Below are 22959 nucleotides of genomic sequence, written 5' to 3'. Positions count from 1 at the left end.
TGGCTGATCAGCAAAACCCCGCTCCAGCTCGACCCGAAAGGCCCACAGTGACCGTCAGCCCCGCCACCCAAGCCGCCCGCCAATGGGCCACCGACCACGGTCACCCCCAGCCCGACGACCGCATGCTCCAGGCCTACGAGGACAACCGGCCCGGCAGCATCCGCGTCCCCAGCACCACCAGCCTCGGCACCGCCCTGCGCGAGATCCGGCACCTCCACGGCCTCACCCTCCAGCAGCTCGCCGACAAGACCGGCATCAACCTTCAGCAGCTCGGCGAGTACGAGCGCGGTCGCACGATGCCGTCCGCGGTGAACCTGCTGAAGATCATCGCCGCGTACGAGTACAAGCTGGCCCTCGTCGCCCCGCAGAAGCAGAGCGGGCCGAACGGAGACGTGGCATGAGCCAGCGAGTCAGCGCCCGCGAACTCGCCGCCGTCCGCGAAGACCACGCCATCCGCACTGGCCGCGCCGGACTCGTTCAGTGCGCCGGGTGTGAAGCCGGTGTCCTCGTCCAGCCAGCACGGCCCGGCCACCGGTCGGTGTGCGAGGAGTGCCCAAGTCACTGTGGCTGCTTCCGGTTCCCTGAGGGAGAGATGTGACCAACCAGCACCATCAGCTCCGCGCCAGCGCCGCCCTCCACACCCTGGAGGCGGCGCTCGCCGCCCTGGACGACCGCGTCGACGACGAGTACCGCGCCATCCGTGCCGAACAGGCCGCGCGGTACGAGCCGCTGAAGTCGCCGACGTTCGGGCGCCGGCACGCGCTCGGCGGGCACGGCGACCCCACCGGCGACGCGGCCGGCACCGTCGGCACCACGAGGCCCAACCGGTACGCCGAACTGCGCACCGAGGTCCAAGAGCAGCTGCTGAACGTCAGCCGGCACGTGCCGCGGACCGGCTACGTCGCCCACCCGGTCCGCGACCTGGAGGCCGCCATCCCGGCGATGAGCCCGCGTGCTGCCGACCGAGCCCGGCTCTGGTTCGACCGCATCGACGGCCGCATCCGCCGCCAACTCCGCATCGCCCACGACCGCCAGCTCGTCCCGCGCATCCCGTGCCCCGACTGCGACACCACCGGCCTGATCATGCGGCTGTCGCCGCCGCTGGATGCCCGGGTGATCGAGTGCACGACGTGCGGGAGCGCCTGGCCGCGGAGCGAGGTTCTAGGGGGCGTCTCGGCGTGATCCTGGTCGACGGGGAGCTGTGGGGGACAGCCCGAGAGATCGCCGACCAGCTCGGCCACGGCGTGACCATCCGCGCCGTGCGGTACTGGGCCAGCGATCAGGGGCTGCGCAAGGCCCGCATCGCGGACGGCCACGGCCGGCCTCAGGTGCGGTACCCGCTCGGTCAAGCGAGCCGCATTGAGCTGGAGATGCGGGACCGGGGGAGCGTCCGCGGGCGTCGTTCTTGACGCGAGTGGATCTCTACGTCACACTGCTGCCAGCAGGAGTCTGCTCGCAGCCCGGAATCCCCCGCCAGGGATCCGGGCTGTTGTGCATCCAGGGGGTGGATGCATCGGGGGTCGATGGGGTTGGTGCGGGTCGACCGGGAAGCCGGCCCGCACCAACCCTCGCCGCGAAGCGCTGGACTGAAACGTTCCAATGTGAGGTGCGAGAAAAGGGCCGGTTTCCCGGCCCTCGCCTCATGCCGCCGGCTGGATCCGGAGCCAGGACCAGGCGCCGCCGCACTCCCAGTCCTCCTGCATGTCGGCGATCAGGTCCCGCATCGCCCGGGTGACCTGGCGGAGGGTGCCGGTGGTGATCAGCTGGTCCTCGTTGCCGGTGGCCGGGTCGACCTCGATCAGCTCGTACATCTCGCGCTCCCTCATCGTGTTCCCTCCGATGAGGACAACAATACCCTAGGGTATTGGACGAAGCAACACCCTAGGGTAGTTGAGTGCGGCGAGAGCGGGTACTACTCCTTCGTGCGGGCGTTGTGCCTGGTCACCGCCTTGTTGACCGTCGCCACCGACACGCCCAACTCGGAAGCCACCGCCGTGTACGAGCTGCCAGACAGCGCCTCCACCACCGCGGCGTCGCCCACGGCGGCGAGCGCCGTCTTGGCCCTGTCGCTGAGCGCCCGGGCCGCGCGGACGCGCTCCAGCGGGGGCAGGCTTTCCAGGGTCTGGAGCGCGGTCAGCAGGCCAGCAACTTCGGAAAGGGAGGTCATGCCCTGACAATACCCTAGGGTACTGACTGTGTGAAGTGGGGTGACCATGGCCGGCGGACACCCACCCATCACCGACACCGAACGGCAGCGCGTCGCCGAACTCCACGCCGAAGGCCTGAGCCGCAACGCGATCGCCGAGCTCCTCGGCCGCTCCGGACGCACGGTCTCCAAGATCTGCGCCGAGCACGACCCGCCGCTCACCTTCGAGCGCACCAGGACGGCCGCGGCTACCGCCGCGAAGAAGGCCGACGGCGCCGCACGCCGCGCACAGCTACAGGTCGACCTGCTGGAGAACGCGCAGCGGCTCGCCGGCCAGATGTTCGCCCCGTCGAAGATCTGGAACTTCGGCGGTAAGGAAAACGACTACAACGAGCGCACGCTCGACGAGCCGCCGTTCCGTGACAAGCAGGCCATCGCCCTGTCCATCAAGGCGCTCGCCGACACCGCGATGAAGCTGGCCGACTACGACCGCACCGACGTGGCCACCTCCGGCATCGACGCCTGGCTCCAGCACATGACCGGAGACGGCGACTGATGATCAAACCGCTGACCGGCAAGGCCAAGCGCTCGGTGCAGCTGGCCACCGCCCGGTACAACATCTGGGAAGGCGCGGTCCGGTCCTCCAAGACTGTGGCCTCGACGTTCCGTTGGATGCAATACGTCCGCAACGGGCCCGGCGGCAACCTCGCCATGCTCGGCAAGACCGAGCGGACCCTGAAGCGCAACGTCATCGACCCGATGATCGACATGCTCGGGTCCAAGCGCTGCCGGTACATGTCCGGCAGCGGCGAGCTGTATCTGTTCGGCCGGCGCATCTACACCGCCGGCGCGAACGACGCCCGTGCCATCGAGAAGATCCAGGGCCTCACCCTGGCGGGCGCGTACGGCGACGAGATCGCGACCTGGCCTGAGGACCTGTGGAACATGCTCGGCACCCGGCTCTCCGTCCCCGGCGCCCAGTTCTTCGGCACCTGCAACCCGGCCGGCCCTGTCCACTGGCTGAAGGTGCTCCTCGATCAGGCCGCGATGTGGCTCGACCACGACGGCGCGATCACCCGCAGCCAAGACGGCGACCCACTCGACATGCACCGGTTCTCGTTCACCCTGGACGACAACCCGCACCTGTCGCCCGACTTCATCCGGTCGCTGAAGCGCCAGTACGTCGGCCTGTTCTTCAAGCGCTACATCCAGGGCCTGTGGGTGCCGGCCGAGGGCGCGATCTACGACATGTTCGACACCGATCGGCACGTCGTCACCGCCATCCCGGCGATCAGCCGGTGGATTGGCGTGGGCATCGACCACGGCACCCGCAACCCGTTCCACGCGGTCCTCCTGGGCCTGGGCGCGGACCGGAAGCTGCACATCACCTCGGATTGGCGGTGGGACTCCGCACGCCAGCGCCGGCAGCTCTCCGATGCTGAGTACTCCCGCGAAGTCCGGCACTGGCTCGGCGGCGTACCGGTGCCCCGCTCGGACCGGATCGGCGTGCAGCCGGAACGCGCCGTCGTCGACCCGTCCGCGACCGGCTTCCGGGTGCAGCTGCAGCAGGACGGCCTGGCGTCGATGCTCGCCGACAACAGCGTGCTGCCCGGCATCCGCACGATCAGCACCCTCTACAGCCTCGACCTGCTCGACATCCACGAGTCGTGCCAGGAGCTGATCAGGGAGACGCTCGGCTACTCCTGGGACGACAAGGCCGCGGCCAAGGGCGAAGACGTGCCGATGAAGGTGGCCGACCACGGCCCCGACGCGAAGCGGTACATCGGCCACACCACCCGTGCCGCCTGGCGTGGTGAGCTGCGCGAACGACTCCACTTGCCCGCGTGACGTTGTAGTCGCCAGCTCATATGTGCGGCTACGCGTTCTATCCCCCGCGCTTGTGCGCCACCTCACAGGAGGACTGATGCCGCTGCCCTCCGACCCGCTGCAGGCGTGGCCGCCGAAGCACCTGGAGCCCGTCTTCAGCAAGATCAACGAGTGGGGCATCTGGTACGCCGGCCAGCCCGACAAGCTCGCCGACTTCTACAGCCGCAGCCGGCCCGCCTTCCCCGAAGTCCAACCCGGACCGAAGGACACCGCGGCCCGCTGGTTCTGGGGCGAGCACGTCCCGGACGGCCAGCGCCGTGCCAAGCTTCACGTGCCGCTCGCCGCCGACATCGCCCAGACGAGCGCACGGCTGCTGTTCTCGGAGCCGCCCACCCTGACGGCAACCGACAAGGACACCCAGGCCCGCCTCGACGAGCTGATCGACGACGGCGCCCACGCGGAGTTCCTCGCCGCCGCCGAAGTCGCCGCCGCCAAGAGTGGCACGTACCTGCGCATCGTCTGGGACAAGACGCTCCGGCCGCGCCCGTGGATCGCCCGCGTCGACCCCGGCACTGCGGTCCCAGAGTTCCGCTGGGGCGTGCTGACGGCCGTGACTTTCTGGCGGATCCTGGAGCGCAACAGCCAGCGCGTGGTGCGGTACCTCGAACGGCACGAGCCCGGCGTCATCTGGCACGGCGTCTACGACGGCACCCTCGACCAACTCGGTGACCCCGTCGACGTCGGCGGCTGGGCGGACACCTCCTGGCTCACGTCGATGGAGGGCGTCTCCTGGACGGGTAAGGCGGCCGCCATCACCACCGTGCCCGGCCGGCTCACCGCCGCGTACATCCCGAACGTCACCCCGACCCGCATCTGGGCGGACATCCCGGGCGCCGGCGACCTCGGCCGCTCCGACTACGACAGCACCGAGGGCCTGCTGGACAGCCTGGACGAAACCTGGTCTTCGCTGATGCGTGACCTGCGCCTGGGCGTCGCCCGCGTCTTCGTCCCGCAGCAGTACCTGACCTCCCACGGACCCGGCAAGGGCGCCACCTGGGAGGCCGCTCGGGAGATCCTCGTCGGCCTGGAAACGCTGTCCGGCGACGACCAGGCGATGCAGATGCACACGTTCCAGCCGGACATCCGCGTCGAGCAGCACCTGCGCATCGCCGACCAGATGACCCGCACGATCGTCGAGACGGCCGGCTACTCGGCCCAGACGTTCGGCATGTCGGACGGGACCGCGGTGACCGCGACCGAGGTCGGGGCGCGGAAGCAGGAGTCGGACATCGGCCGCGACTCGAAGATCATTCACTGGCGGCCCGAGCTCGGCACGCTCATCGAGACGCTGTTGATCGTTGACGCCACGATCTTCGGCACCGGCGTCACACCCGAGGTCCCGCAGATCGACTTCGGTGACACCGTCTCCGTTGACCCGGAGAAGCAGGCCCGCACCCTGCAGCTCCTCGAAGCGGCCCAGTCGATCTCCACCTGGATGAAGGTCAAGACCCTGCACCCGGACTGGGAAGACACCGAGGTGCGGAAAGAGGTCGACCGGATCCAGCAGGCCGGCGGCGCAGGAGAGGACCCGGAGATCGTGATCGGCGGCCTGAACGGCGGCCGAACCGGCGGCGACCCGGGCCAGCCGCCCGACCCGCCAGCCGACCCGCCCCAGGAGTAGCCGGTGGCTGTCGACCCCGACAAGCTGACCGAGATCATCCGCGCCACGGTCGACCTGTACCGGGCGGGCGAGCATGGTCTGCTCCGGCTCGTCACCCGCTACCTCGCGACCGGCATCGACACCCCCGGTTGGGCCATCGAGCGACTCGCGGCTCTCGGCCAGCTGCGCAGGGCGGGCCAGGACATCCTCGACAGCATCAGCGACGAGCTGGCCGAAACGGTCCTCCAGGCCGTCGCCAACGCCTATGCCGCCGGCGGAGCGTCCGTCCTCGAGGAGATCCCGACCGAGCTGTCGGCCGGCGCGGCGGCCGGCGCCGCCGCCACCGCGGTGGTGCCCCGCTCAGCGGCCATGGAGGCGCTCGCCCAGGCCCTCGTCCAGGACATCGGCGCCCGGCACAGCAACGTCCTGCGCCACATCACGGACGTCTACCGCCGTGTGGTGGCCGAGGGCACGGCGGCGAGCATCGCGGGCGGGCTCACCCGGCGCGAGGCCTCCCAGCTGACGTACGCCCGGCTCGTCGAGCAGGGCGTGGTCAGCTTCGTCGACGCGCGTGGCCGCCGCTGGCGCATGTCCAGCTACGTCGAGATGGCGATCCGCACCGTCACCCAGCGCGCCGCAGTGCAGGGCCAGGTGGACAAGCAGCGCCGCCTAGGCCTGCCGTTCGTGGTGGTCTCCAACGAGGCCCAGGAGTGCGAACGGTGCCGGCCGTATGAAGGGCGGGTGCTCCGGATCGGCTCCGGGCCGACCGGCACGATCGAGGTGGCGCACCAGACCACTGGCGAGCCGGTCACGATCGATGTCCGGGCGACCCTGGACGACGCGCGATCGTGGGGCTTCCAGCATCCGAACTGCCGGCACTCGGTCCGGAGCTACCTGCCGGGGATCACCCGGCTGCCGCGCCAGCCCACCGCCGATCCTGACGGCGACGCCGCACGGCAGAGACAGCGTGCGATCGAGCGCGCGATCCGGCGGTGGAAAGAGCGGGAACTCGCCGCGCTGACCCCGGCCGCCGCCGCCCAGGCGCGGGCCCGGGTGGTGTTGTGGCAGGGCCAGATGCGACAGCACCTGGCCGCCAACCCCACGCTGAAGCGCCTCAGCTACCGCGAGCAGATTGGTGCCGGATCAGCGCCGCGCTGATCAGAGGTCTGGGCAGATGTATTTCCGGACCGCCGCCAGGATCTTCTTCGACTTCTTGTCGCCGAAGCCGTCCGGGTGATCCGGGGATATGAACCGCTGGTTGGTCAGCTTGATCAGCTTCTTCTCGTCATCGGGTGACTCCTTGACGCTGCTGCATTGGTCGCGGCCCCGATCGACGAGCTTCTCGTCGTCATCGTCGTTGACGATGTCCGCGTCGATCTTCCGCAGCGCGGCCACGTACTTCTTGGTCGTGGCCGCGTCCGGCTCGGGTACAAGCCCGCTACCAGCCGGTGCCTCAGCGGTTGCCGCCGGCACGGCAGGTGCCTCAGATGCTGTGTCTGCCCCGCCGCTGCCGCAGGCGATCAGCACACCTGCTACCGCCGCCGCGCCAGCCACCTTCCATACCTGACCTGCCCGCACCTTCGCTCCTGTCCCCTGTGGAGTGATCACGCGAGCACGGTACGGCGTCCCGGCAAGGACCACATCAAGCCTCCGCCGCAATCCCGCAGCGGAAAGCACCACCCGATCGAGCCAGGAGGCTCAATGACCCAGCCCGCCCAGCAGCCGCAGACTGCGCCGCCTGCCGCGCCGGCCGTCCCGCAGGGGCAGCCCGCCCAGCAGCCGCCCAGCCAGCCGTTCGCTCCGCCGGCCCAGCCGTACCCGACCCCGCAGGCCCCGCCCGGCTACCCGCCGCAGACCGCACCTCAGCAGCCGCCAGCCGCCCCGCCCGGGTGGCTTCAGCCGCCGGCGCCCGGTCAGCCGCCCGCCCAGCCGCAGCAGCCCGCACCACAGCAGCAGCCGTACCCGGCCCAGCCCGGATACCCGATGCTGCCGGCCGCCTTCACGCCCCCGCCCCCGGCGGACCCGGGCGACGACGGCCAGACGTACGACCTCGCCCGCCTGCCCAGGGCCGCGCGGGAGGAGATCGAACGTCTCCGCGCCAACCAGCAGCAGCACACCGCGCAGCTACGCGCCGCCTCGGTGTCCCAGCAGGCGTGGGCACTCGCCCCGCAGTTGGGCGTCAACCCGCAGGCCCTGGTCGGCAGCCTCGCCTGGCAGCAGGCCGCGGCCCAGCTCGATCCGGCCGCCGCCGACTACGCCCAGCGTCTCCAGTGGACGATCCAGGGCGTTCTCGCGGCGAACCCGTGGATGGCCGCGACCCCGGCCAACCCAGCGCCCGGCCAACCCGTGCCGCCGAACCCGCCTGCGCCCCCGGCGCCGACCGTTCCGCCGGCTGGCCCGGCGCGCTCGGGCGGCGACTTCAACGGGGCCCCGGCGGCCGGCGCGCAGCAGCAGATCGGACCCGGCATCGACCGGCTCCGGCACGCCTACAGCCAAACCTGATTCCTTAGGAGCCCACCGTGGCAGTGACCCTCGCTCAGGCTGCGACCCTGAGCCAGAACGACCTCCAGCGCGGCGTCATCGAGATGTTCGTGCAGGCCAGCCCCGTCCTCGACCGCATCCCGCTGATGGAGATCGAGGGCAACGCCTACGCCTACAACAGCGAGGGCACGCTCCCCGGCGTCGAGTTCCGTGCCGTCAACGGCCAGTACACCGAATCGACCGGCGTCGTGAACCAGGCGACCGAGTCGCTGGTCATCCTCGGCGGCGATGCGGACGTCGATACGTTCATCGCGAAGACCCGCTCGAACCTCAACGACCAGCGGGCCGTGCAGACGGCGATGAAGGTCAAGGCGGCCTCGTACCGCTTCCAGGACGCCTTCTTCAACGGCGACGTCGCCGGCGGCGGTGACGCCCCGAACGGCTTCGACGGTCTCCGTAAGCGGCTCACCGGCGCCCAGGTCATCGCTGCCGGAACCAACGGCATCCCGGTCGTCGGCAACGGCGGCAGCGACGTGCACGCCTTCTTCGACAAGCTCGACGAACTCGTCGCCGCTGTGCCCGGCCTCAACGGCGAGAACGGCGCAATCTACGCCAACAACGCCATCCAGGCCAAAGTTCGCTCGGCGGGCCGGCGCCTGGGTGGAGTCGAGATCGTCCGCGAGGACCTGACCGGCAAGCGCGTCCTGACCTGGAATGGTATTCCGGTGCTCGACCCGGGCGACACGGCCGCTGGCGTTCGGATCCTGCCGCAGACCGAAACCCAGGGCACCGCCGCGAGCATCACGAGCTCCATCTACGCGGTCAAGTACGGCCAGGACGAGGGCGACAAGGGCGTCACCGGCCTGACCAACGGCGGTGTCGACGTCCGAGACCTCGGCGAGCTGGACGCCAAGCCGGCCTACCGCACCCGGATCGAGTTCTTCACCGGTGTGGCGGTGTTCGCGGGCAAGGCCGCGGCCCGGCTCACCGGCGTTCTCAACGGCTGATCGGCTCGACCGGCCCCAACCCTGAAGGGAGGCGCTGGGCATGACGACCCGCGCACAGAGCAAGGCGAAGCAGGAAACCACCGCCCAGGCCGCCGCCGACCAGGCGGTGGCCGAGGGCCACGCCCCGGGCGAAGTCCCGGAGGCCACCGTCGCTGAGGGCCAGGTGCCCGGTGAACGGCAGATCACGGCCCCCGGTGACGGCCCGGCCGACACGACCGACCCGACCGAGCGGGTCTCCACCGTCGTGGTCGACGGGAAGACCCTCGCCGAGGCCGCTCAGGCGGGCGTCGGCGCGGTGGTCGGCTACGTCAAAACTGGTGAGGCCACTCCGCCCGGCGCGAATCCGAACCGGGACACCGACAAGGACCGGCACGAGGAGTACGAGGTCGGCGGCGTGCGACTGCGCCACAACCTCGAAACCGGCAAGTCCGAACGCATCTGATCCGGGAGGGCCGCGGTGGCGCGGGACTGGAAACTGCCCTACGCCGCCGCGGTGGCTGGCGTGCAGCACGCGGCGACCTACCCGGCCGCCGCGATCGCCGGCCGCACCCTCGTGGCGGTCGGCGCCGCACCCGCGCTGGTCGCTTACTCGGCCGGCTGGGACGAGATCGCGCAGCCGCTCGGCGACGGCGAGCTGTCCGTCGGGATCCGGTCGGCGACCGGCGGCGAGACCGCGCTGACCTGGGACCGGCCGTCCGGGGCGCCGACGGCGCCGCGCGGCCTGGCCGGCTGGGTCGAGAGCCGCAACGACCTGGGCCCGGTCCACGCCGGGTCCGTGGCGTCGTACCCGAACTCGATCACGTACAGCGGCCAGCTCGCGCTGACCCCGGTGACCACCGCGGTGGACGGGTGCCGCGTGTACGTGGCGATCTCCACGGTCGGTGAGCCTCCGACCTGGGCACCGGTCTTCCCGGGCGCCCTCACCGTCGACGAGACCGTGGTCGTGACGGGCCTGGGCAGCGAATCGGTCCGGCTGGTCGTGGCGTCCGGTGTGGTCGCGGCCGGCGAGCACCAGCTGGTCATCACGAACGTCCCGGCCGTGCAGCTGCAGATCGCCGTCTGGGCCATGGAGCCGGTCGGTGACCCGCCGGAGGAGCCGCCGCCCGCCGAGACCGCGATCGAGGCGGAGAACCGGCTCCAGGGCGTCGCGAAGTCCGTCTGGGACATCGTCGGCGCGGGCAGCATGACGATCCAGGGCTACGCCACGTCAACGCACGTGCCGCGCGGCCAGGCGCTCTCGCTCAAGGTCCACAGTCCAGCGGCCAGCTGGAACGGCACTGTCTACCGACTCGGCTACTACGGCGGCGCTGGGGCACGGCCCGTTGACACGGTCAACGGACCGCAGACCACGCAGCCCGCAGGCACCGTCGACCCGACGACGCTCATGGGCAGCTGCTCGAACTGGTCGATCAACGCGACCTGGACGCCGGCGAGCACCCTGACACCGGGCGTCTACATCATCAAAATCTCCCGGAACGACAATGCGGCGTTGAGCTCGCACATCGGCCCCTTCGTGGTGACCGACCCGAACCGGAAGGCCTCGATCGCGGTCCGGCTCAGCGACAGCACGTGGCAGGCCTACAACCATGCCGGCACGAACCCGGCGGACCTGCTCAACGGCCGCTCGATCTATGGCACCGGCTCGGCAACGGGCTTCGATTTCAGTCAGGCCACCCGCGCCCGTGCTGTGAGCTACGACCGGCCCCTCGTCACCCGCCAGCACCTGCCGCAGACATCGTTCTGGAACGCGGAATATCCGCTGATCCGCTGGCTGGAGCGGCTCGGTTACGACGTCGACTACCTGAGCTGCGCGCAGGTCGACGCGGACCCGTCGCTGCTGCTCGGCCGCGATGCGGTGATCTCCTCCGGGCACGACGAGTACTGGTCAGCTGGCATGCGGGACGCCCACGTGGCCGCCCACGATCACGCCACCCAGGCGTCAAACCTGGTGATCCTGTCCGGCAACGAGGCGTTCTGGCGGATCAGGTGGAGCGGAGACCGGCGGACGTTCGACTGCTGGAAGGACTCGCACGACGGCCAGCTCAACCCCACCGGGCTCTACTCCGGCACCTGGCAGGACACCAGGAGTTTCAACCCTGACCGCAGGCCTGCGAGCTTGCTCAACGGGCAGCGTTTCCGCCTGAACGGGATCTCGTCGTACCCGATGGGTGCGACGGCCGCGCACGCGAGCTCGCCGCTGTGGCGCTCGACCACGGTGGCCGGCCTCACCGGCAGCGACGTCTGGACCAGCCCGGCGGGCATCGTGGGCTTCGAGGCGGACGAGCCGGCCGACATGATTCCGAGTGAGGCCCCGTCCGGGCTGATCCGGCTGTCTCAGATCACCCACACCGTCTCGGGGATGCTGTCGGACGACGACGGCAACATCTACAGCCTGAGCGGCCCGTACACGCACGCGATCACCGCGTACCGGTCGCCGACCACCGGCGCCGTCGTGTTCGCGGCCGGCACCGTGCAATACGCATGGGGCCTGGACGAGGTCCACGACCGGCACCCCGGCGGCACGCTCGTCTCCCCGGTCCTGCAGCAGGCCCTGACCAACCTGCTGGCCGACCTCGGCCAGGTCCCGCCGGCGTACCCGTTCCCGAGCGGTCTAGTCCGGCCGACCCCGGCGCCGCTCGCGTCGTACGGGTTCCCGGCGATCGCCGACACCACGCCACCGTCGGCACCGACCGGCCTGCAGGCGACACCCGGGCAGACGCAGATCGCCCTGACCTGGACGGCCGCCACCGACAACGTGGGCGTCGCCTCGTACGACGTGCTGCGTGACGGCACCGTGGTGGCGACCGGGGTCACGGCGACGGCGTACACCTTCACCGGCCTGGCGTCGGCGACCTCGTACACCCTCGCGGTGCGGGCCCGGGACGCGGCCGGCAACATCGGTGCCCTCGCCTCGATCACGGCGTCGACGAGCGCCCCGGATCCGACGATCCCGGGCGCGTACGCGACGCTCACGCAGCTGCACGATCACCTCGGCCGCACCCCCGCTAACGCGCGGCAGCTCCTGCTGCGAGCGTCCCGGGCGGTCGACCAGGTGATCCTGTGCGCGATCTACGACCCGACCGACCCGGCCACGATCGCCGCGCTCCGGGAGGCCGTGCTCGAGCAGATCGCGGTCGGCCTGGAGCAGGGCGACGTGACCGGCTCCGGCGGCCGCAAGGGCGGTGGCTTCTCCTTCGGCAAGATCTCCGTCTCGCCGAAGGCGGCCGAAGACCGTGCCGCCAAGGTCGGTGATCTCTGGTCCTCGGCCTGGGCGATCCTCCAGCAGGCCGGGCTCACCGGCCACGGACCGATGCAGAGGTGAGCAGTGAACTGGGCCGAGTTCGTCGAGGAGTACGTACCGGAGCCGCACGAGATCACGGTCGAGGCGCTCACCGGTGCCGGAGGGTTCGGCGACGTGTACGGCAGCCCCGTCGTCGTGGGCCCGTGCGTCGTCGACGAGTCCACCCGCCGCGTCGCGGTGCAAACCCAGGACGCGGCCGGCCACAACGACACATCGGGTGCCACGGTGCTCTGCCCACGGGGCACCACCGCTCCAGCCGGCAGCCGGGTGACCCTGCCGTCCGGCCGCATTACCCGCGTCCTGGCCGTTGCCGTCCTCGACGCCCACGGCCTGGACCTGCCCGAACACGTCGAGCTGTCCCTGGAGTGACCGATGGCAGATGAGCCGTACGAGCTGAACTGGAGCGGCGACGACGTCATGGCGGCGCTCCGCGGCGCGTCGATCGACGGCCTGGAACTCGCTGCTGAGCACCTGCTCCAGGTCTCCTCCGAGCTCGCACCGCTGGAGGAGGGCGACCTGGCCCGATCCGGTGAGGTGTCCAGCGACCGCGGCGAGCAGACCGTCGCCGTCTCCTACGACCGGCCGTACGCGGTCCGCCAGCACGAGGACATGACGCTGCGACACGACGCCGGTAAGCAGGCGAAATACCTGGAAGATCCCATGAACGACGAGCAGGAGACGATGCTCGCGCTCATTGCCTCCCGCCCGCGCGGGCTCCTCGGATGATCGGCGACGGCTGGACCTCCCGGCTCGTGGTCGGCTGTGCCGAGCACCTCCAGGCCGCAGGCGTCGGTGTCTGGCGGCCGGGCGGTAGCTACACAGCTGACGAGGTCGCGATCGTGATGCTCGACATCCCGGCCCGGCCGGACCGGCTAATCACCCTCGCCCCGTACGTGGTCGCTTCCCCGCCCGGGATGGCCGACGTGACGCAGGGCCTCCAGATCCGCGTACGCGGCACCACAGATCCCCGCGCGGCTGCGGACATCGGCGATGCGATCTTCGATCTTCTCGACAGCGCTGAGGGCCTCACCTGGGGCGGCATTCCTGTCGTCCAGGTCTGGCGGCAGTCGTACACCTCCCTCGGCCGCGACAGCGCCAGCCGCTGGGAGATCTCGCACAACTACTACGTCCAGGCCATGAGGCCAACCCCGAACCGCACCGACTGATCAGGAGGACCTCATGGCCGCCACACCCACCACCCGAGTCACCGCGCTCGCCAGGCGATACCGCATCGACCTCAACACCGGCACCTGGGAAGCCCGCAGCTGGCAGGAGCTGATCGGCAAGCAGGAAGTGACCCTCGTCGAAGAGATTCGAACCGAGGCCGACGAGACCCACGAGGACAACGGCTTCTACCGCGAGACCGGAACCGGGGTCAGCTGGCGGATCGAAGCGAAGATCTTCTTCTCCAAGAACGCGGCCGGCACCGCAGTGCACCCGGTCCACCGGTTCCTCCGCGACAAGTACGAGGCCGGCAAGCAGGCCACCCACCTCGGCGAGTTCGCGGTGCGCTGGTACGACAAGGAAGGCCTCGACGACGGCAACAGCAAAGAGGGCACGGTCTTCGTCAAGGCGTTCCCGCCGGACGGCGGTGGCCCCGAGGCCCTCGACATCGTGTCCCTGGTCCTCCAGGGCCAGGGCCCGCAAAGCGTGATCGACAACCCGAATGCGGACATGACCCCGGTCGTGACCAGCCTCAGCCCGGCCGCAGGCGGCACCGCAGCGGGCGGCCTGGTCAACATCTACGGCGGGCACTTCACCGGCACCACGGCGGTGAGCTTCGGGGGCACGGCGGCGCCCAACTTCACGGTGATCCACGATGGGCACATCGTCGCGACCAAGCCGGCGCTCACCGCAGGCTCGAAGGACGTCACCGTCACGACCCCGGCCGGCACCGCTGAGACCGCGGGTACGACGAATGACTTCGTGGTCTCCTGATGGCCAAGCTCTCCGGGCTTCGCGAGTACTTCAACCCTGAGCTCACGCTCGCCGTGCCGGACCGCCACGGCGTCGAGCGCGAGTATGTGATCCCGCCCGCTTCAGCCGAGCTCGGGCTGTGGTGCCAGATGCTGGCCGAGGTCACCGGACGACTCCGCACGGCAACTGCGCCAGAGGAGCTGCAAGAGGTCTTCGATTCCATCGAGAACGAGCTTCCCCAGCTCGGCAAAGGGATCCGGACCTTGGAACAGCGCACCCTCAGCACGGCCTACGACCTGATGGTCGCCGACGGGGTCCTCCACGAGCACATCAAGTTCTGCGGTCGGGTCGCCTACCTCTGGATCGTGCGGGACGAGGACGAGGCCGAGCGGTACTGGAAATCGGGTGGTCGTCCGGGGGAAGCGCCGGGCCCGGCGAACAGGGCGGAGCGCCGGGCAGCTGGGCGGACCAATACGGCCGCGGCCGCCGAGACCCCGAAACCGGGCTCTTCGAGTACTACGAGATCCCGGAACGGCTCATCGAGGAACAGGCGGGCGAGGGGCGGACGTGGACAGAGGTCCTCGAACAGTGGGACCTGATCGTCGCTGACCTGCACTCCGAGTACGGCATCGACGTCGACGACCGGGCGCTGATGCGGCGCCGGTCGTGGCGGTGGCTGCAAATCCGCATCGAGGGCCTGGTCCTCACCAAGTCACGGCTCAGCCGCGCGCTCAATCCACCTGAATAGCTCGGAGGCGACCAGCCCATGGCCCTGAAACTTGGCGAGCTGGTCACCTACCTCCGCGCGGACGACACCGCTCTTGCCCGCGGCCTGGCCAGCGCCCAGGACAAGCTCCAGGCCGCAGGGGAGAAGGCCCGCGAGTACGGGCCGCTGATCGGTGGGGCGCTCGCCGCCGGAATCGGCGCCGGCCTGGTCGGTGCCCTCGATGCGGACAAGGCCAAGGCGAAACTGTCCGCTCAGCTGGGTGGGGACGCTCAGTACGCCGCCGACATGGGCGAGATCGCGGGAAACGTCTACGGCAGGGGTTTCGGCGAGTCCCTGGAAGCGGTCAACGAGACGCTGCGTGGTGTCCTCGGGTCCGGCTTGCTGGACGAGGACGCGACGAACGCTGAGATCGAGTCCGTCACGCTCAAGGCGCAGGCCTTGGCCGATACGTTCGGGCAGGACGTGACCCAGACCGCCCGGGCCGCCGGCCAGATGGTCCGCACCGGCCTGGCCAAGGACAGCGCCGAGGCGTTCGACATCCTCACCCGCGGTTTCCAGCAGACCGGTGACCACGCTGGCGACCTGCTCGATACGTTCTCGGAGTACTCCGTCCAGTTCCAGAAGATGGGCATCGACGGAACAACCGCCACGGGCCTGCTCTCCCAGGGGCTGAAGGCCGGCGCCCGTGACGCGGACTCCGTCGCCGACGCGGTCAAAGAGTTCTCGCTGCGCGCGGTCGACGGCAGCAAGACCACCTCCGACGCCCTCGCCACGCTCGGCCTGAACGCCGACACCGTGGCCTCCGGAATCGCCGCCGGCGGGCCGAAGGCGCAGGCCGCGTTCCAGATGGTGCTCGACAAGCTGCGCGAGCTCGGCCCGGAATCCACCACCACGCAGCAGGCCATCCAAGGCCTCTTCGGCGGTCCCGGTGAGAACCTCGGCGGTGCGCTGCTGGCGCTCGACCTGGACACGGCCGCAAAGTCGATGGGCGACGTGTCCGGTGCCGCGGACAAGATGGGCGAGACGCTGGAGCAGTCCGCCAGCCAGCGCCTGGAGTCGTTCAAGCGGAGCGCGCAGGCCGCGCTGGTGGAGAAGATCGGCCAGGCGATCCCGTACATCGAGTCCCTGGTGGGCTGGATCGACCGGCACTCTGCCGTCGTCGGGCCGGCCGCCGCGGTTCTCGGCACCCTCGCGCTGGTCATCGGCACGGTCATCGGCGTGGTCAAGCTCTGGACGATCGCGCAGACCGCGCTGAACCTGGTGCTGTCGATGAACCCGATCGGCCTGGTGGTGCTCGCGATCGCCGCGCTGGTGGCCGGCATCGTACTGATCGCCAGCCAGACCGACATCTTCTCGAAGATGTGGAAAGCGGCCTGGGGCGGCATCAAATCGGCCGCGAGCGCGGTGGGCTCCTGGTTCCGGGACACCCTGTGGCAGAAATGGATCTTGGGTGCCTGGAACGGGATCATCAACAAGGGCAATCAGGCGCTCGACTGGTTCCAGGCGCTCCCAGGGCGGCTCCGTAGCGCGCTCAGCGGCGCGTTCGACGGGCTGAAATCCGCGTTCCGGTCGGCGATCAACTGGGTGATCGGCCGGTGGAACAACTTCAGCTTGACGCTGGGCGGCGGATCGATCCTGGGCATGGGCATCCCGTCCGTCACGCTCAACACGCCCAACATTCCGATGCTCGCCAAAGGCGCCGTGGTCCCGAAGACCCGCGGCGGCCGGCTCACGATCGTCGGTGAAGGCCGCGAGGACGAGGCGGTCATGCCGCTGTCCAAGCTCAACAACCTGGTCCGCGAGGCCCGGCAGGACGGCACCGACCGCAACGGCCAGCCCATCGAGGTGCACGTCTACCTAGGCACCCGAGAGATCGAGGACCTCGTCGACGTGCGGATCAAGAAGTCGAACGCCAAGACGGCAAGGAAAGCAGGTCCTCGGACCAAGATGGTGCCGCAGCCGACGGGGAGGCGTCGATGATCACCCTCACCTACGACGATGCGGTGGCCCGCGTACGACTCTCCGCCACGGTCGTCGGCACGGTGGCATACGCGGTCATCGACCGTAGCCTCACGGGCTGGCGGTGGACGACCGTGCGCGGCGGCGGCCGCCGTGCCCCGGCCGCCGGCGCCGTGGCTCTCGACGACTACGAGTTCCCGCCTGGGAAGCCGGTCACCTATCGCGTGCGTGGCTACACCAGCGGCAACGTGCTGGTCTCCACAGAGACGGCCGTCATCACCGCAGTGATCGACCGGGTGTGGCTCAAAAGCGTGGCCCGGCCGTTCCTCAACCGGGCCGTGACGGTGCGGACTGCGCCCGCGATTAGCCAGCCGACCCGCTCGGGATCGTTCGCGATTAAGGGCCGCAGCCTTCCCGTGGAGGTCGCCGAGGTCCGCGGTCCACGCGAGTGGGAGCTGGAGGTCCGCACCGACGACCCCGGCGATACCCGCGCGCTGGAGCTGATGCTGGCACTCGGCGATGTGCTCTATCTGCAGGTGCCGCCGACCTACGACGGTGACGTGCCGACCGGATACGTGAAGGTCGGCACCAGCAGCCATCGCCGACTCTCCCAGCTGCCGGGTGATCGGCGGCGCGTGTGGTCGTTGCCCATGTCGGAGCGGGCGGCGCCCGGCCCGGACGTGGTCGGCGCTGCCGCCACGTGGGCCACGCTGCTCGCCGAGTTCGGCACCTGGGCAGACGTTATTGCCACGTTCGCGACATGGGCGGATGTCGCCGCGTACGTGGCAGATCCCGAGACGGTGATCGTCCCGTGAGACCCGTCAGCGACAAGTTCCTGCGGACGCTCACCGGATCGCACACCGCGGTGGTCCGGGCCTGGGTCGTCACACCCGGGCAGACCGGAGTCACCCCGATCGGCACCGAGGTCCGGATCATCGACGGCGAGGTCCGCCTTGACTCCGGTCAGGCGCTCCGGTCGCAGCTCAGCCTGGAGATCGACGGCACCGGGCTGTGGCCCCAGTACGGGTCGGACCTGCTCACCCCGTACGGCAACGAAGTTTTCGTGGAGCGCGGGATCGCCTACGGCAACGGCGCGGTGGAGTGGGTGTCGCTGGGCTACCACCGAATCAACACCATCGAGCAGGACGTCCCGCCGAACGGGCCGATAGAGGTCACGGCCGTGGACCGCATGGCCGCGATCGTCGACAGCAAGCTCACCTCGCCTGTGCAGTTCGGGGCGGCCCGGACCAACGCGTCCGTGGTGGCCCAGCTGGTCACCGAGGCGTACCCGGCTGCGGTGATCGAGTGGGACGAGCCCACGGTGGCCAACGCTCCGATCGGTCGCACCGTGGCCGTGGAGGAGGACCGGTACGGATTCGTCGACGAGCTGATCACCGGGTTGGGGAAGCGCTGGTATTTCGACCACCGCGGCGTCTTGAAGATCTCCGACCTGCCGAGCACTGCCACACCGGTGTGGACGGTGGCTCAGGGCGAGGGTGGCGTGCTGGTCGAGGCCTCCCGAAGCCTGTCCCGGGTCGGCACCTATAACGGCGTCCTGGCCAAGGGCGAGGGCCTCGACACGACCGCGCCAGCACGCGGTCTGGCTGTCGATGCCGGCGCGACGTCACCGACGAGGTGGGGTGGGCCGTTCGGGCGGGTGCACCGGACGTTTTCGAGCCCGCTGCTGACCAGCAACGCCGCCGCAACGGCGGCCGCGCGGACACTCCTGAAACGCGCGCTGGGGCTCCCGTACAACGTGGACTTCCGCTCCATTGTCAACCCCGCGATCGAGCCAGACGACCCGGTGGCGATCGAGGTCGACGGCGGCCAGACGGAGACGCACGTGATCGATACCCTCACCATCCCGCTCACCGTCGACGAGTCGATGCAGGCCACCACCCGGGAGCAAACCCTGATCACGATCGGAGAGACCTGATGGCCGACGACGAGCTGGTGGAGCTGCTGAGGCCGCCGGACGCCGGGCCGGGCGTCCAGTTCCGCCAGGGCGTGGTGATGTCCTGGAACCAGGAGACGGCCGAAAACCTGGTGGCCGTCGACGAAACCGTGATGGCGAACCTGTCGATCCTGAACACGAGCGAAGCGGCGATCCTGAACATCGGCGACGTGGTCAGCATCCTCGTCTCGGGCAACACGTGGGGCATCCTCGGCCGGTTCACGATCCCGGGCAGTCCCGAGGCGGTATCCGCGCTGTCCTCGCTGCGCACCCAGTCGGCATCCGTTACCGGCCTGGAGAGCTTCACCAGCACCTCATTCAAGGCGGGCAGCGGACCGGTGGTCTCCATCGTCGTGGGCAAGAGCGGGCGATTGATGGTGTTCCTTGCTGCAGAGATCTCAGCTCAGGGCACAACCGCTGCCGCGAACACGATCATTGCCGGTGGCGATATGGGTTTCGCGCTCAGTGGAGCGAACACCCTCGGCGCAGCGTCCTCTCGTGCGTATGTCGTGTCCGGCAACATCCTCGTCTCCTCCAGCGCTGTCACCTTCGGTACGACGGGCGCCGCAGGGCGGCTCGTCCTGCTCGAAGGGCTAACCCCAGGCCTCACCACCATCACAGCGATGTACCGCCGGCGCGGCGGTGCCGTGCAGGCCAACTTCGAAAACCGCAACATCACCGCCATGGCCCTGTGAGGAGCACCCGATGGTCGACAGCACCCCGATCTACGGCCTGCCGTATCAAGAGGACGACGATCCGCCCAACGGCCCTCTCTTGAGCCAGTCCCTCGCCGAGGCTGCTGAGGCAGCCATCCGGGACGTCGGGCGGGTCGTGGGCTACTACAGCAACACCGGCACCGTCCAAACGGTCACAACCGCAGGCCAGACCATCTGCACCGCAGCCACCGCGCTGCGGCCCGGATGGGCCTACGACGTGACCGTGCGCTCCCAGGTCTCCACCTCGGCCGCGCTCGATTTCCTCCCGCAGATCCGGCGGCCCGATAGCTCGATCCTCGTCGACTACGGCCGCCAGGGTCTCCCAGCCACGGGCGCCCGTTTCTATGAATTCCGCTGCAGTTTCCGCACCGCGCCGACGTTCACGGCTGCGACCGTCGGGATCGTGTTCCGTGGGACCGTCAGCGCCGGCACGGCCGCCTTCAAAGGCTTCGCCTCCGGTCCGTTCGAGATGGTGGTCCGGCAAGCGGGCGCGTACGACGACTGCCCTGGCGCACCTACCTACTGATCGGAGGGCCGATATGGCTGACTGGATGCTGGTGCCGTGCCTGGTCAAGCTGCGCGACGAGTTCAACTCAGTCGCCCCGCGCAGGGACAAGGGCGCCGATGGTGCGATCGGTGACTCGTCGCATACCTCGTCGTCGGATCACACCCCGGACGAGGACTCCGACGTTCTGCGTGATCACGACGCAGACGACAAGAACGAGGTCCACGCGGTAGATGTCGACAGTGATGGGCCGTGGCCGGACGGTTCGGGCCGGGAAGCCGGTGGCTGGTTCGACCGGCGGATTCAGCACATCGCCGCCCAGGAACGCATCGAGTACGCAAGTCCGGACGTCTACGGCCGGCTGCAGTACATCATCTGGCGCGGCCGGATCATCTCCCGTTCGTGGGGCTGGTCCGAGTGGCGCACGTACTCCGGCGCGTCCAAGCACTTCGATCACGCGCACATCAGCGCGCGGTATCTGACCAGGACCGAGAGCGATACGCGCCCGTGGGGCGTAGAGGAGGACGACGTGACACCGGAACAGCTGAGGGCTGCGGTCAAGGCCGAGCTCAAGGACGCCCTGCCCGACTTCGCCAAGGCGGTCGGAGATCTGAAGGTCAACGTCAACCCCGGCACGGGAAAGACCCCGAACTGGCAGCGCTGGAGCAACGTCGACGCGTACGGCTCGCCCGAGCGGGCCCGCATCCTCGCCGCGATCGGCGCACTCGCCAAGCAGGTGGCCGCGCTCGGCGGCAAGGACCTGGTCGACGAGGACGCGATCGTGGACGCCGTGCTGGCCGGTCTCACGCCGGAGCGGATCGCCGCGGGGATCCCGGACGGCATCGCCCAGGACGTCGTCGACGCGCTCGGCGAGCGTCTCGCCGCGGCGTAGCACCACCTGACCCATCCATCTGCGGCCAACGGGGGCTGATCACGTGCCGGCCTGGCTCCGGAATCTGACCATGATCACCGGACTCGGGGCCTGGCTCGCCGTCGTGATCGTTTCACTCGTGCGCGGCCAGCTCCCCGACGCGATCCTCCTGGGCGTCCCGGCCGGCCTGGTGCTCGCGCTCGCGCCGCCGGCGATCGGCCGCAGCGGAGGCGGTAGCGAAAGCCCGTCCCCCGGTGCGTCTGCCGAGCCTCGGGACGGGGCACAGACGTGACCATGCTGTACGGACTCCAGGCCGCCCTGTCCATCGTTACGTGCGGGGCCCTCGGTCTCGCTGCTCGACCGCTGATCTGGCGGCGGGCTACCCGAGACCGAGGAGACCACGACCGATGACCACAGCCGTTGCACGCTGGCTGACTTCGCGGCCTGCCGACATCGCCTGGCGTCTGATGGCGGCCGTTGCCCTGCTCCTGTCGGTGATGATCGGCGTTCGGCAGGTCCAGATGACCTCGTGCCAGGCCCGGTACAACGAGTCGGCGAACTCGAGCACCCGGGCGCGGGCGGAGGCGGCGGAGGCGGACCGCCAGGCGCTCGACGAGCTGCTCCGGGTGGTTGCTGATCAGCCGGACGCTGCGCTGTCGGAGATCCGCCGGTACAACATGGCCCGGGCCCAGGCGGACGAGCAGCGCCGCCTGAACCCGGTACCCCCGTCACCGCAGGAGACGTGCGGCTGACCTACTTCGCGCGGCTCTTGACCCGCGAGTCGAGCTCCGCCCACTGGTCTTCTGGGTGAGCTGCTCGGGCGTGTGCCGCTTCCAGGATGGCTGCTGCCGCACGGCCCCAATCCCCGTTGTAGTGCTTATCCGCTTCGTCCTGAATCCATCTGTTCGTCGCCTGGTCCAAGGTGCCGTTCTGCATGCCCATCCCCTGATTATCGAACACGTGTACGACAAAGTTGGGAGCATCGATGTTCAAGAAAGTGTTCTGGCTGGCTACCGGTGAGCGCGCGGTCAAGTCTTCCGCCCAGGCGCTCCTGCTGCTCTGGGGCGGCGACGCCTTCAACCTGTTCGACGTCGACCCGCTCGGGGCGGCCGGTATCGCGGGTGGCGCCGCGGTGCTGTCGGTGCTGACGTCGATCGTGAGCACCACGGTCGGCGACAGCACGGACCCGAGCCTGCTGCCGACCAGCGCCACGGCCGACCGCTGATCTCAGCCCTCCTCACATAAAAGCCCCGCCCTCCTGCAGGAGAGCGGGGCTTTTATGCGTCCTGGGTCAGAAGGCGTCGGGACCCTCGGCCAGCTCAGGCCGGTACTGACGGATCCACGCCTCAACATCGTCAGCCAGCCAGATTCCGCCTCCCAGCAGCTCCGCGCACGGCTTCGGGAAGTCGGGGCGTTGGGTGAGCTGGTAAATCCGGGCCCGGCTGAGCCCTAGCCTGCTTCGGATTTCTGCGCGACCCATCAGGTGGATCACTGTCACGACTGATGATCGAGTTTCGGCCGCTGCGGAAGGCCGGCAGGTGTCGGGGCCTGGACCCGGGCAGCCTCGTGCGTGCCCTGGCACTTCCCGCACAGCGGCCGGACCGCATCCGCTGGCCACTTCTCCGACTGCACGTAGTCGTGAGGTCCGTACTGGATCTGCTCCACGACGACGAACGGCATGATCTCTTGCAGGGTGTGCATGTCCATGAGCCCTGCTGGGACCATGCCGCCGAAGCAAAAGTGCAGCTGGTGTGAGGGGTACGCCTCGTATGCCGCGTCGATCGGCAGAGCGGGGGAGTTGCCGCCCTCGACGCAGTGCGGTGCGTGGAGCACAACGCCTGCCGGGTAGTCCCTGCGCATCACCGCCACCTGCCCGCGTTGACGGGTC

General features: G+C 69.6%; 30 protein-coding genes. 25 read left to right on the top strand and 5 right to left on the bottom strand.

The window, feature by feature from the left end; all coding sequences use genetic code 11:
* Window positions 1-47 precede the first annotated feature (47 nt).
* From AMIS_RS01330 to AMIS_RS01320, 3 genes are all read left to right on the top strand, one after another.
* Complete coding sequence (locus AMIS_RS01330; RefSeq protein ID WP_014440381.1) at window positions 48-401, top strand: helix-turn-helix domain-containing protein; 354 nt, start codon at window positions 48-50, stop codon at window positions 399-401.
* A gap of 193 nt (window positions 402-594) precedes the next feature.
* The gene (locus AMIS_RS40180; protein WP_014440380.1) at window positions 595-1182 is read left to right on the top strand and encodes a hypothetical protein; all 588 of its coding nucleotides are present in this window, start codon (window positions 595-597) and stop codon (window positions 1180-1182) included.
* Entirely contained in the window at window positions 1179-1409 is a 231-nt protein-coding gene (locus AMIS_RS01320; protein ID WP_014440379.1) for a hypothetical protein, read from the top strand. The genes AMIS_RS40180 and AMIS_RS01320 overlap by 4 nt, the downstream gene beginning before the upstream one ends.
* A 231-nt stretch (window positions 1410-1640) precedes the next feature.
* On the opposite strand, the gene AMIS_RS42225 is transcribed toward AMIS_RS01320, so the two are convergent.
* The gene (locus AMIS_RS42225; RefSeq protein WP_014440378.1) at window positions 1641-1826 is read right to left on the bottom strand and encodes a hypothetical protein; all 186 of its coding nucleotides are present in this window, start codon (window positions 1824-1826) and stop codon (window positions 1641-1643) included.
* Between the two features lie 86 nt (window positions 1827-1912).
* Window positions 1913-2167, bottom strand: coding sequence for a WS/DGAT domain-containing protein (locus AMIS_RS01315; protein WP_014440377.1), 255 nt, complete (start codon window positions 2165-2167; stop codon window positions 1913-1915).
* Window positions 2168-2213: 46 nt separating this feature from the next.
* Here AMIS_RS01315 and AMIS_RS01310 point away from each other — a divergent pair, with 46 nt between their 5' ends.
* The 4 genes from AMIS_RS01310 (at window position 2214) to AMIS_RS01295 (ending at window position 6791) form a co-directional block, all read left to right on the top strand.
* Window positions 2214-2702, top strand: a complete 489-nt coding sequence (locus AMIS_RS01310; protein ID WP_014440376.1) for a helix-turn-helix domain-containing protein — start codon at window positions 2214-2216, stop codon at window positions 2700-2702.
* Complete coding sequence (locus AMIS_RS01305) at window positions 2702-3994, top strand: PBSX family phage terminase large subunit (protein ID WP_014440375.1); 1293 nt, start codon at window positions 2702-2704, stop codon at window positions 3992-3994. The genes AMIS_RS01310 and AMIS_RS01305 overlap by 1 nt, the downstream gene beginning before the upstream one ends.
* 76 nt (window positions 3995-4070) lie before the next feature.
* Window positions 4071-5654 carry a phage portal protein gene (locus AMIS_RS01300; protein ID WP_014440374.1) on the top strand — a complete coding sequence of 528 codons (1584 nt, stop codon included), beginning with the start codon at window positions 4071-4073 and terminating at the stop codon, window positions 5652-5654.
* A 3-nt stretch (window positions 5655-5657) separates the two neighbouring features.
* Window positions 5658-6791: a phage minor capsid protein gene (locus AMIS_RS01295; RefSeq protein ID WP_014440373.1), complete on the top strand. Its 1134-nt coding sequence runs from the start codon at window positions 5658-5660 to the stop codon at window positions 6789-6791.
* Here AMIS_RS01295 and AMIS_RS01290 read toward each other — a convergent pair whose 3' ends face one another.
* Entirely contained in the window at window positions 6792-7241 is a 450-nt protein-coding gene (locus tag AMIS_RS01290; RefSeq protein ID WP_231859204.1) for a hypothetical protein, read from the bottom strand.
* Between the two features lie 93 nt (window positions 7242-7334).
* Between AMIS_RS01290 and AMIS_RS43835 the strand changes: the two genes are divergently transcribed.
* From AMIS_RS43835 to AMIS_RS01205, 17 genes are all read left to right on the top strand, one after another.
* Window positions 7335-8135, top strand: a complete 801-nt coding sequence (locus AMIS_RS43835) for a hypothetical protein (protein ID WP_014440371.1) — start codon at window positions 7335-7337, stop codon at window positions 8133-8135.
* Between the two features lie 17 nt (window positions 8136-8152).
* Complete coding sequence (locus AMIS_RS01280) at window positions 8153-9121, top strand: major capsid protein (RefSeq protein ID WP_014440370.1); 969 nt, start codon at window positions 8153-8155, stop codon at window positions 9119-9121.
* A 40-nt stretch (window positions 9122-9161) separates the two neighbouring features.
* A complete protein-coding gene (locus tag AMIS_RS01275) occupies window positions 9162-9563 on the top strand; it encodes a hypothetical protein (protein WP_014440369.1) in 402 nt (133 codons plus the stop codon).
* Window positions 9564-9578: 15 nt separating this feature from the next.
* Entirely contained in the window at window positions 9579-12443 is a 2865-nt protein-coding gene (locus AMIS_RS01270) for a fibronectin type III domain-containing protein (RefSeq protein WP_014440368.1), read from the top strand.
* Between the two features lie 3 nt (window positions 12444-12446).
* The gene (locus tag AMIS_RS01265; RefSeq protein ID WP_014440367.1) at window positions 12447-12791 is read left to right on the top strand and encodes a hypothetical protein; all 345 of its coding nucleotides are present in this window, start codon (window positions 12447-12449) and stop codon (window positions 12789-12791) included.
* 3 nt (window positions 12792-12794) lie between these two features.
* Window positions 12795-13148, top strand: coding sequence for a hypothetical protein (locus tag AMIS_RS01260; RefSeq protein ID WP_014440366.1), 354 nt, complete (start codon window positions 12795-12797; stop codon window positions 13146-13148).
* Window positions 13145-13588 carry a minor capsid protein gene (locus AMIS_RS01255; protein ID WP_014440365.1) on the top strand — a complete coding sequence of 148 codons (444 nt, stop codon included), beginning with the start codon at window positions 13145-13147 and terminating at the stop codon, window positions 13586-13588. Before AMIS_RS01260 ends, AMIS_RS01255 begins: the two co-directional genes overlap by 4 nt.
* Window positions 13589-13601: 13 nt before the next feature.
* The gene (locus AMIS_RS01250; protein WP_014440364.1) at window positions 13602-14360 is read left to right on the top strand and encodes a phage tail tube protein; all 759 of its coding nucleotides are present in this window, start codon (window positions 13602-13604) and stop codon (window positions 14358-14360) included.
* A complete protein-coding gene (locus AMIS_RS01245) occupies window positions 14360-14938 on the top strand; it encodes a DUF7426 family protein (RefSeq protein ID WP_014440363.1) in 579 nt (192 codons plus the stop codon). Before AMIS_RS01250 ends, AMIS_RS01245 begins: the two co-directional genes overlap by 1 nt.
* 167 nt (window positions 14939-15105) lie before the next feature.
* Window positions 15106-17046, top strand: a complete 1941-nt coding sequence (locus tag AMIS_RS01240; protein ID WP_014440361.1) for a phage tail tape measure protein — start codon at window positions 15106-15108, stop codon at window positions 17044-17046.
* On the top strand, window positions 17043-17840 hold the full coding sequence (locus AMIS_RS01235; RefSeq protein WP_014440360.1) for a hypothetical protein: 798 nt from the start codon (window positions 17043-17045) through the stop codon (window positions 17838-17840). Before AMIS_RS01240 ends, AMIS_RS01235 begins: the two co-directional genes overlap by 4 nt.
* A complete protein-coding gene (locus tag AMIS_RS01230) occupies window positions 17837-18961 on the top strand; it encodes a DUF5047 domain-containing protein (RefSeq protein ID WP_014440359.1) in 1125 nt (374 codons plus the stop codon). Before AMIS_RS01235 ends, AMIS_RS01230 begins: the two co-directional genes overlap by 4 nt.
* Window positions 18961-19674 carry a hypothetical protein gene (locus tag AMIS_RS01225; RefSeq protein WP_014440358.1) on the top strand — a complete coding sequence of 238 codons (714 nt, stop codon included), beginning with the start codon at window positions 18961-18963 and terminating at the stop codon, window positions 19672-19674. The genes AMIS_RS01230 and AMIS_RS01225 overlap by 1 nt, the downstream gene beginning before the upstream one ends.
* A 10-nt stretch (window positions 19675-19684) precedes the next feature.
* Entirely contained in the window at window positions 19685-20221 is a 537-nt protein-coding gene (locus AMIS_RS01220) for a hypothetical protein (protein ID WP_014440357.1), read from the top strand.
* A gap of 13 nt (window positions 20222-20234) precedes the next feature.
* Window positions 20235-21092, top strand: a complete 858-nt coding sequence (locus AMIS_RS40175) for a hypothetical protein (protein ID WP_014440356.1) — start codon at window positions 20235-20237, stop codon at window positions 21090-21092.
* Window positions 21093-21162: 70 nt separating this feature from the next.
* Window positions 21163-21363 (top strand): hypothetical protein, encoded by a 201-nt coding sequence (locus AMIS_RS01210; protein WP_231859203.1) that lies wholly within the window; start codon window positions 21163-21165, stop codon window positions 21361-21363.
* Window positions 21364-21478: 115 nt separating this feature from the next.
* Window positions 21479-21823, top strand: coding sequence for a hypothetical protein (locus tag AMIS_RS01205; protein WP_014440354.1), 345 nt, complete (start codon window positions 21479-21481; stop codon window positions 21821-21823).
* A 1-nt stretch (window position 21824) separates the two neighbouring features.
* Here the strand turns inward: AMIS_RS01205 and AMIS_RS01200 are convergent, their stop codons facing one another.
* Window positions 21825-22064 carry a hypothetical protein gene (locus AMIS_RS01200; protein WP_157434704.1) on the bottom strand — a complete coding sequence of 80 codons (240 nt, stop codon included), beginning with the start codon at window positions 22062-22064 and terminating at the stop codon, window positions 21825-21827.
* Here AMIS_RS01200 and AMIS_RS01195 point away from each other — a divergent pair.
* Complete coding sequence (locus AMIS_RS01195) at window positions 22057-22296, top strand: holin (protein WP_014440353.1); 240 nt, start codon at window positions 22057-22059, stop codon at window positions 22294-22296. The two genes, AMIS_RS01200 and AMIS_RS01195, sit on opposite strands and share 8 nt — an antisense overlap.
* A gap of 269 nt (window positions 22297-22565) precedes the next feature.
* On the opposite strand, the gene AMIS_RS01185 is transcribed toward AMIS_RS01195, so the two are convergent.
* On the bottom strand, window positions 22566-22931 hold the full coding sequence (locus tag AMIS_RS01185; RefSeq protein ID WP_014440351.1) for a hypothetical protein: 366 nt from the start codon (window positions 22929-22931) through the stop codon (window positions 22566-22568).
* Between the last annotated feature and the right edge of the window lie 28 nt (window positions 22932-22959).

Origin of the sequence: Actinoplanes missouriensis 431 (assembly GCF_000284295.1) — a bacterium.
In the GTDB taxonomy this organism is placed as follows: Bacteria; Actinomycetota; Actinomycetes; order Mycobacteriales; family Micromonosporaceae; genus Actinoplanes; species Actinoplanes missouriensis.
This window is presented reverse-complemented; position numbering and strand designations above follow the sequence as displayed.

What these genes read in the sequence shown, in the direction of transcription:
- AMIS_RS01240 (WP_014440361.1), top strand. Translation starts at nt 15,106, where the DNA reads ATGGCCCTGAAACTTGGCGAGCTGGTCACCTACCTCCGCGCGGACGAC.
- AMIS_RS01205 (WP_014440354.1), top strand. Translation starts at nt 21,479, where the DNA reads ATGACCACAGCCGTTGCACGCTGGCTGACTTCGCGGCCTGCCGACATC.
- AMIS_RS01195 (WP_014440353.1), top strand. Translation starts at nt 22,057, where the DNA reads ATGTTCAAGAAAGTGTTCTGGCTGGCTACCGGTGAGCGCGCGGTCAAG.
- AMIS_RS01310 (WP_014440376.1), top strand. Translation starts at nt 2,214, where the DNA reads ATGGCCGGCGGACACCCACCCATCACCGACACCGAACGGCAGCGCGTC.
- AMIS_RS01315 (WP_014440377.1), bottom strand. Translation starts at nt 2,167, where the DNA reads ATGACCTCCCTTTCCGAAGTTGCTGGCCTGCTGACCGCGCTCCAGACC.
- AMIS_RS42225 (WP_014440378.1), bottom strand. Translation starts at nt 1,826, where the DNA reads ATGAGGGAGCGCGAGATGTACGAGCTGATCGAGGTCGACCCGGCCACC.
- AMIS_RS01305 (WP_014440375.1), top strand. Translation starts at nt 2,702, where the DNA reads ATGATCAAACCGCTGACCGGCAAGGCCAAGCGCTCGGTGCAGCTGGCC.
- AMIS_RS43835 (WP_014440371.1), top strand. Translation starts at nt 7,335, where the DNA reads ATGACCCAGCCCGCCCAGCAGCCGCAGACTGCGCCGCCTGCCGCGCCG.
- AMIS_RS40175 (WP_014440356.1), top strand. Translation starts at nt 20,235, where the DNA reads ATGGCTGACTGGATGCTGGTGCCGTGCCTGGTCAAGCTGCGCGACGAG.
- AMIS_RS01260 (WP_014440366.1), top strand. Translation starts at nt 12,795, where the DNA reads ATGGCAGATGAGCCGTACGAGCTGAACTGGAGCGGCGACGACGTCATG.
- AMIS_RS01185 (WP_014440351.1), bottom strand. Translation starts at nt 22,931, where the DNA reads ATGCGCAGGGACTACCCGGCAGGCGTTGTGCTCCACGCACCGCACTGC.
- AMIS_RS01210 (WP_231859203.1), top strand. Translation starts at nt 21,163, where the DNA reads ATGATCACCGGACTCGGGGCCTGGCTCGCCGTCGTGATCGTTTCACTC.
- AMIS_RS01235 (WP_014440360.1), top strand. Translation starts at nt 17,043, where the DNA reads ATGATCACCCTCACCTACGACGATGCGGTGGCCCGCGTACGACTCTCC.
- AMIS_RS01300 (WP_014440374.1), top strand. Translation starts at nt 4,071, where the DNA reads ATGCCGCTGCCCTCCGACCCGCTGCAGGCGTGGCCGCCGAAGCACCTG.
- AMIS_RS01245 (WP_014440363.1), top strand. Translation starts at nt 14,360, where the DNA reads ATGGCCAAGCTCTCCGGGCTTCGCGAGTACTTCAACCCTGAGCTCACG.
- AMIS_RS01255 (WP_014440365.1), top strand. Translation starts at nt 13,145, where the DNA reads ATGATCGGCGACGGCTGGACCTCCCGGCTCGTGGTCGGCTGTGCCGAG.
- AMIS_RS01275 (WP_014440369.1), top strand. Translation starts at nt 9,162, where the DNA reads ATGACGACCCGCGCACAGAGCAAGGCGAAGCAGGAAACCACCGCCCAG.
- AMIS_RS01225 (WP_014440358.1), top strand. Translation starts at nt 18,961, where the DNA reads ATGGCCGACGACGAGCTGGTGGAGCTGCTGAGGCCGCCGGACGCCGGG.
- AMIS_RS01220 (WP_014440357.1), top strand. Translation starts at nt 19,685, where the DNA reads ATGGTCGACAGCACCCCGATCTACGGCCTGCCGTATCAAGAGGACGAC.
- AMIS_RS01250 (WP_014440364.1), top strand. Translation starts at nt 13,602, where the DNA reads ATGGCCGCCACACCCACCACCCGAGTCACCGCGCTCGCCAGGCGATAC.